Here is a 6,000-nt window from a genome sequence, read left to right as displayed (position 1 = left end):
CACAGCGGCTGCGCCGCCCCCAGCCAGGCGATCCACAGCAGACATCCGAACAGCAGCCACGCACCTGCCATCCGCAGCAGACGCCTGCCGCGGACGCCGCTGATCTGCGTGCCCTCCCCCCCGATCTCCACTCGCCCCTGCGCCCCCCTCCGGACTGCTGGCGGCCGCCATTGCGTTGCCGTCAGACGCAGCAAAATTTATCACCGCGCCCTTCGCGCCCGCGCTAGGTGGATTCCCCACACCCACCGGGCCGGTCACCACAACGCCGCCGAGCGGCGGATGAATGCCGGCCACGCATTGCGAGTATAAATATAGAACCCGATGGTCTAGTATTGACCTATGTCCAGCCCGCCCCCCCTCAAGTCCAAGCCCAGGAGCAATGGCCCTGGTCGCCCGAAGGATCTCGGCAAACGTGCCGCCATCCTGGATGCCGCACGCGTGCTGTTCATGGAACAGGGCTATGCGGGGGTCAGCATGGACGGGATCGCCGCGGCGGCCGGCGTCTCCAAGCTCACCGTCTACAGCCACTTCGGCGACAAGGAGAGCCTGTTTTCCGAGGCGATTCGCGCGCAGTGCCAGCACATGATGCCCGACGACCTGTTCGAACAGGCGCCGGCCGGGGCCTTGCGCGAGCAGCTGATCGAGATCGCCAATGCGTTCTTTGCCATGGTCAGCAACGACTCGGCGATCGCCACCCACCGGATGATGATGGCGCCGGGAACCGGCGACGTGCATATCCGCGAGATGTTCTGGAATGCCGGCCCCAAGCGGACCCAACAGGCGCTGGCCGACTTCCTGTCGGCGCGGGTGGCCGAGGGCGAACTGGAGATCGACAATGTCGCGCTCGCGGCCTCGCAGTTCTTCTGCCTGCTCAAGGGCGAGCTGTACGCCTTGATGATGTGCGGCCTGCTGCCCGGCCAACCCAGCCAGGCCCAGGTGGTCGAACACATCCAGTCCAGCGTCGACTTCTTCCTGAGGGCGTATGCCCGGCGCTGAATACCGTCGGCCTTTGGTGGCGATGACTTCCGGCACTGCGTGGCCAGCGGCCACGCAGCGATGCTAGATGCGCCAGCGGCCCCGTGCACCGGTAAAATGCCTGCCCCACTCGCGTTGGATGACCGCACCATGACGATCGATTTCTCCCAGGCCCGCGAAAAGATGGTCGAACAGCAGATCCGGCCCTGGGATGTGCTGGACCTGCGCGTGCTCGGCGTACTGGCTCGCCTGCCGCGCGAGGCGTTCGTGCCGGAGACCTACAAGGCCCTGGCCTATGCCGACCTGGAAATCCCGCTGGCCGGCGGCCACAAGATGATGAAGCCGGTGGTCGAAGGCCGCATGCTGCAGGCGCTGGATCTGCAACCGGGCGAAGATGTGCTGGAAGTCGGCACCGGCAGTGGTTTTTCCACCGCCTGCCTGGCTGCGCTGGCCCGTGAAGTGGTGAGTCTGGAGATCGACCCGACACTCGCCGCCAACGCCCGCACCGCGCTGGATGCCACCGGCCTGGGCAGCAATGTACGCATCGAAACCGCTGACGTGTTCGCCTGGCAGAGCGAGCGCCGCTTCGACGCGATCTGCGTGACCGGCGCGGTCGACAGCCTGCCGACCCAGTGGCTGCAGTGGCTGCGTCCCAATGGCCGGCTGTTCGTCGTGCGTGGTCACGACCCGGTGATGGAAGCGGTCCTGGTCCGCGGCGATGTCAACGCCCCACGCATCGAATCGTTGTTCGAAACCGACCTCGCCTATCTCAAGGGCGCCGCACCGACGCCTCGATTCCACTTCTGATCCCCAAGGAAGCTTTCCCGATGATCCGCCGATCCCTCGTCCTGGCGCTGGCCGCCGCCCTGTCGCCGATGGCCGCGCAGGCCACCGATCTGTTGCAGGTCTACGAAATGGCCCGCAACGGCGATCCGCAACTGGCAGTGGCCGAATCCACCCGGCTGGTCAATCGGGAAGGCGAGGTGCAGGCACGCGCGGCGCTGTTGCCGCAGATCGACGGTAGCGCCGCCTACACCCAGTCGCACCGCGAACTGGAAGGCGTCGATGGGCGCTCCACCACCAAGCAACGCCAATACAGCATTCAGGGCAGCCAGACCATCTTCAACTGGGCACAGTTTGCCAACCTGCGTGCGCAGCGCGAGGTGGCCAAGTCTGCCGACTTCACACTGGAGGCGGCCAACAACGACCTGATCACCCGTACGTCGGCAGCGTATTTCCAGGTGCTGGTGGGCATCGAATCGCTGGCCGCTGCCGAGACCAACGAGGCCGCCGCCAAGAAGCAGTTCGACTACGCCGACAAGCGCCTGGAAGTGGGCCTGGCGCCGATCACCGACGTGCATGAAGCCCGCGCCCAGTACGACCAGGCGCGCGCCGACACCATCAATGCGCGCAACACGCTGAAGGACTACTACCAGGCCTTGACCGAACTCACCGGCCAGCCGGTGACCAGCCTGCGCGCGTTGCCCGACGACTTCCGCCCGCAGGTGCCCAGCGCCTACAACAATATCGACAAGTTGGTCGCCGACGCGATTGCCGAGAACCCGTCATTGAAGGCGCAGGCGTTGCAGGTCAGCGCCGCCGATGCGCAGGTCAATGCTGCACGTGCCGGTCACTATCCGACCTTGAGCCTGGGCGCCAACGTCGGCCGCAGCAATAGCTGGGGCGGTGCCAGCACGGTCGACCAGGCCGCCGGCAACTTCACCACCAACGGTCGCGACATCGACACCGATTCGATCGGCCTGACCTTGTCGATCCCGATCTTTGCCGGCGGCGCGACCCAATCGGCGGTGCGCCAGGCGCTGTCGCGGCGCGATATCCAGCAGGACACCTACGAGCAGCAGAAGCGTGCGCTCGACCGCAACACCCGCAACGCCTATCAGACCGTGGTGGCCGGTATCAGCGAAGTGGAAGCCCGTCGCCTGGCGGTGGTCTCCGCGCAGGCCGCCTACGACGCTTCGCAGGTCGGCCTGGAAGTGGGCACCCGGACCGTGTTGGACGTGGTGCAGAACCAGCGCACGCTGTTCCAGGCGGAGCTGAACTACGCGCAGTCGCGCTATACCTTCCTGCAGAACCGACTGCTGCTGGGCCAGGCCATCGGCAAGCTCGATATCAGCGACCTGCAGGACGTCAACCGCCTGCTGACGCAGGATGCCGAGTCCAAGCTGCAGAACAGCGGCCGGCTGCAGTAAGTCGCCGCGCGCGTCGAAGCGAAAGGCGGGCGACGGCCCGCTTTTTCGTTGCGGTCGATCACGTGGATCGAGTGGCATTGGCCGCCAGGCATGTTGGCAACCGCCGTTCTTGCACTGTCGCTCATGATGACCAGTGCGCCAGCCATTGATTTAGAGTAGCCAACAAAACGTAGCGAGCAGCCGTCAGGTGGGCGCGGACGGCGCGCAGGAACCGCAGTGTACGCGTGGCACATGAGGATTCCGAGCACCGGCCGCGCTCGCCTGGCGGCTACGCAGTCGCTTTGTTAGCTGCTCCTAATGCAGAACGCTCACGATTCCCCAGATGCAGACGCGCTAGATCAGCCTATCCGTCGCGATTGCACTGGCCGATGAGCGACGACGTTCGGTCGGCAGCACCAGCGCCGCACGTGTGCAGGATGCAGGATTGCAGCCATCGGCCTAAGCAACGTGACGCTCTGTTGCTCAGGACACCGCCAGTTCGCTCGCCACCGGCGGCAGGTGCGGGGCGATCTGCACCAAGGTGCGCGCCACCGCGCCCTTGCCATTGGCGACCAGTGCCAGGCCGGCGGCAGCCATCGCCTCACGCTGTACCGGGTCGCCGAGCAAACGTGCCAGCTCGCGCTGTACGCAGGCGGCGTCATCGCAGATGGTGACCGCCTCGGCCTCACGCATGCGCCGCGAGATCTCGGCGAAATTGTGCAGATGCGGACCGGTGATCGCCGGGGTGCCAACGGCTGCCGGTTCGAGCAGATTATGCCCGCCGATCGGCTGCAGGCTGCCGCCGACGAAGGCGACCTGGGCGCAGGCATAGAAGCTCATCAGCTCGCCCAGCGTGTCGATGATGAAGACCTGATCGTGCGGCCCGGGCCATTGCTGCCGCTTGCGGGTGGCAACGTGCCAACCGCGTTCGCGCGCCGCCGCTTCGACCTTGGCGAAGCGCTCCGGATGCCGCGGCGCCCACAACAACAGCAGATCGGGAAACTGCGCCAGCAGCGCCGCGTGGATGTCGCCCACTGCCGACTCCTCGCCTTCGTGCGTACTGGCGGCGATCCACACCGGTCGCGTGTGGGGCACCTGGCTGCGAAACTGCGCCACCACCGCCTGCAGCTGCGCCGGCGCGGCGATGTCGAACTTCAGATTGCCCAGCGCCACCACCTGGTCGCCGCGCGCGCCCAGGTGGATGAAGCGCTCGGCATCGTCCTGCGACTGCGCAGCCACGCAGGTGACCGTGCGCAGTGCGCGCCTGATCAGTGGAGCCAGCAGCCGATAGCCGCGCAGCGAGCGCGCCGATAGCCGCGCATTGAGGATGTACACCGGAATGCGCCGATCGCGGCAACCGAACAGCATGTTCGGCCATAACTCGGTTTCCAGGATCAAGGCCAGGCGTGGACGGAAATGCTCCAGGAACCGCCCCACGCTGCCGGGCACGTCGTAGGGCAGATAGACATGGTCGACCGCATCGCCCCAGAGCACGCGTACGCGCTCGGAGCCGGTCGGGGTAATGGTGGTGATGACCCAGCGGATATCCGGCCGCTCGGCCCGCAGCGCGTTGACCAGCGGTGCGGCTGCGTTGACCTCGCCCACCGACACCGCGTGCACCCACACCCGTGGGCGTCCACAGGCGTGGGCGTAGGACGCGTAGCGCTCGTTCCAGCGATTGAAGTACTCGCGGACGCGAAAGCCCCGCCAGACCAGGTGGTACACCGTCACCGGCAGCAACAGGTAGAGCAGCGCCGAATACAGCCCGCGCAACAGCCATTCGATTGGGTCTTTCCGCATCGGTGCAGGATACGGGAGCGTCGGCGGCTGCGCATGTACACGCGGCTGGCCGGGCACCCTTTAGAATTGCCTGATGTCCGAGCCCGCCAACGTCGCTGTCCGCCCCTCCCTGCGCAATCCCAAGCACTGGCCGATGTATCTGGGCCTGGCGGTGATGGTCGTGGCTGGGCGGCTGCCGTGGCTGCTGCAGCGCGCGTTGGGGCGCGGCATCGGCTGGCTTGCGCTGCACCTGGCCAGCACCCGCCGACGCGCGGCCGAGGTCAACCTCAAGCTGTGCTTTCCCGAGCAGGACGACGCCTGGCGGGCGCGGCTGCTGCGCGACAGTTTCGATGCGCTCGGCTTGGGCCTGTTCGAGTTCGCACGCGCATGGTGGGGCAGCATCGATGCCATCCGCCCACGCGTACGCATCGAAGGGCTGGAACATCTGCAACAGCTGCAGGCGCAACAGCGCGGCGTGCTGCTGGTGTCCGGGCATTTCATGACGCTGGAGATGTGCGGACGCCTGCTGTGTGATCACGTGCCGCTGGCCGGCATGTACCGGCGGCACCGCAATCCGGTATTCGAGTGGGCGGTCAAGCGCGGCCGCCTGCGCTACGCCAGCCACATGTTCGCCAACGAAGATCTGCGCGCCACCGTCAAGCACCTCAAGCGCGGCGGCTTCCTGTGGTACGCGCCGGATCAGGACATGCGCGGCAAGGACACGGTGTTCGTGCCGTTTTTCGGCCACCCGGCCTCGACCATCACCGCCACCCACCAGCTGGCGCGGCTGACCGGTTGTGCGGTGGTGCCCTACTTCCATCGCCGCGAAGGCGGCAGCTACGTGCTGAAGATCGCCCCGCCGCTGGCCGGCATCCCCTCCGACGACGTGATCGCCGATACCACCCAGGTCAATGCCGCCATCGAGGACATGGTGCGCGAAGCGCCAGATCAGTACTTGTGGATCCATCGCCGCTTCAAACGCCAACCCGGCGGGCGCAGCGCGTTCTATCGCTGAAATCGCCGGCACCGTCCCGGCGCGCAACCGGAGGAGGCAGCG

General features: G+C 66.5%; 5 protein-coding genes and 1 other RNA gene. 4 read left to right on the top strand and 2 right to left on the bottom strand.

Features of this window, described 5'->3' with window-relative positions:
- Positions 1–339: 339 nt before the first annotated feature.
- The 3 genes from CKY51_RS10980 (at position 340) to CKY51_RS10970 (ending at position 3,185) form a co-directional block, all read left to right on the top strand.
- Positions 340–996, top strand: a complete 657-nt coding sequence (locus tag CKY51_RS10980; protein ID WP_022972159.1) for a TetR/AcrR family transcriptional regulator — start codon at positions 340–342, stop codon at positions 994–996.
- A gap of 129 nt (positions 997–1,125) precedes the next feature.
- Positions 1,126–1,782 carry a protein-L-isoaspartate O-methyltransferase family protein gene (locus tag CKY51_RS10975; RefSeq protein WP_031339646.1) on the top strand — a complete coding sequence of 219 codons (657 nt, stop codon included), beginning with the start codon at positions 1,126–1,128 and terminating at the stop codon, positions 1,780–1,782.
- A 20-nt stretch (positions 1,783–1,802) separates the two neighbouring features.
- Positions 1,803–3,185 carry a TolC family outer membrane protein gene (locus CKY51_RS10970; RefSeq protein WP_022972161.1) on the top strand — a complete coding sequence of 461 codons (1,383 nt, stop codon included), beginning with the start codon at positions 1,803–1,805 and terminating at the stop codon, positions 3,183–3,185.
- Positions 3,186–3,342: 157 nt separating this feature from the next.
- Here the strand turns inward: CKY51_RS10970 and CKY51_RS10965 are convergent.
- Both CKY51_RS10965 and waaA read right to left on the bottom strand, forming a co-directional pair.
- A non-coding RNA gene (locus CKY51_RS10965) (sX9 sRNA) lies at positions 3,343–3,418 on the bottom strand.
- Positions 3,419–3,647: 229 nt separating this feature from the next.
- Entirely contained in the window at positions 3,648–4,964 is a 1,317-nt protein-coding gene (gene waaA, locus CKY51_RS10960) for a lipid IV(A) 3-deoxy-D-manno-octulosonic acid transferase (RefSeq protein ID WP_152249212.1), read from the bottom strand.
- Between the two features lie 73 nt (positions 4,965–5,037).
- Here waaA and CKY51_RS10955 point away from each other — a divergent pair, with 73 nt between their 5' ends.
- Complete coding sequence (locus CKY51_RS10955; protein ID WP_022972163.1) at positions 5,038–5,958, top strand: LpxL/LpxP family Kdo(2)-lipid IV(A) lauroyl/palmitoleoyl acyltransferase; 921 nt, start codon at positions 5,038–5,040, stop codon at positions 5,956–5,958.
- Positions 5,959–6,000: the final 42 nt, after the last annotated feature.

The organism is Xanthomonas maliensis (assembly GCF_009192945.1).
Lineage (GTDB): Bacteria > Pseudomonadota > Gammaproteobacteria > Xanthomonadales > Xanthomonadaceae > Xanthomonas > Xanthomonas maliensis.
Note: the sequence above shows the minus strand (reverse complement) of the source record. Positions and strands in the feature narration are given on the sequence as shown.

Coding starts and splice junctions, on each gene's coding strand:
- CKY51_RS10980 (WP_022972159.1), top strand. CDS start 340: ATGTCCAGCCCGCCCCCCCTCAAGTCCAAGCCCAGGAGCAATGGCCCT.
- CKY51_RS10975 (WP_031339646.1), top strand. CDS start 1,126: ATGACGATCGATTTCTCCCAGGCCCGCGAAAAGATGGTCGAACAGCAG.
- CKY51_RS10970 (WP_022972161.1), top strand. CDS start 1,803: ATGATCCGCCGATCCCTCGTCCTGGCGCTGGCCGCCGCCCTGTCGCCG.
- waaA (WP_152249212.1), bottom strand. CDS start 4,964: ATGCGGAAAGACCCAATCGAATGGCTGTTGCGCGGGCTGTATTCGGCG.
- CKY51_RS10955 (WP_022972163.1), top strand. CDS start 5,038: ATGTCCGAGCCCGCCAACGTCGCTGTCCGCCCCTCCCTGCGCAATCCC.